This window comes from Corallococcus terminator, from assembly GCF_003611635.1.
GTDB lineage: Bacteria > Myxococcota > Myxococcia > Myxococcales > Myxococcaceae > Corallococcus > Corallococcus terminator.
In genome coordinates this window covers 1-517 of sequence record NZ_RAVZ01000786.1, presented here as the reverse complement: position 1 = coordinate 517, position 517 = coordinate 1, and the positions used below count along the sequence as shown (strand labels likewise).

Annotated in this window: 1 protein-coding gene; it reads left to right on the top strand. The window is 76.2% G+C overall.

All coding sequences use genetic code 11. From position 1 onward, the window contains the following. On the top strand, nucleotides 1–517 hold a 517-nt coding region (locus D7V88_RS42135), incomplete at both ends, for an AMP-binding protein (protein ID WP_147449184.1).

Sequence of the window (517 nt, the reverse complement as noted above, 5' to 3'; positions counted from 1 at the left end):
TCGCGCGGAAGCTGCGCGAGGTGGGCGCCACCACGGTGCTGCTCACCACCGCCCTCTTCCACGAGATGGCGCGCGAGGAGCCCGGGGCGCTGGCGGCCCTGCGCAACGCCTTCTTCGGCGGGGACCGCGCGGACCCTCGCGCCGTGCGCAACGTGCTCGCGGCGGGCCCGAAGGGCCAGCTCACCAACCTGTACGGCCCCACCGAGGCCACCGTCTGCGCGACCTTCCACGCCGTGGAGTCGCTGGCGCCGGACGCCACCGCCGTGCCCATTGGCCGGCCCGTGGCCCGTGCCCGGCTGTACGTGCTGGATGTGCACGGGGAGCCCGTGGCGCCTGGTGTCCCGGGCGAAGTCTTCATCGGCGGCGCGGGCGTGGGACGTGGCTACCCTGGCCACCCCGCGACGACGGCGCAGCGCTTCGTGCCGGACGCCTTCAGTGGCGTGCCCGGCGCGCGGCTGTACCGCACGGGGGACCGGGCGCGGTGGCGGCAGGACGGCACGCTGGACTTCGTGGGCCG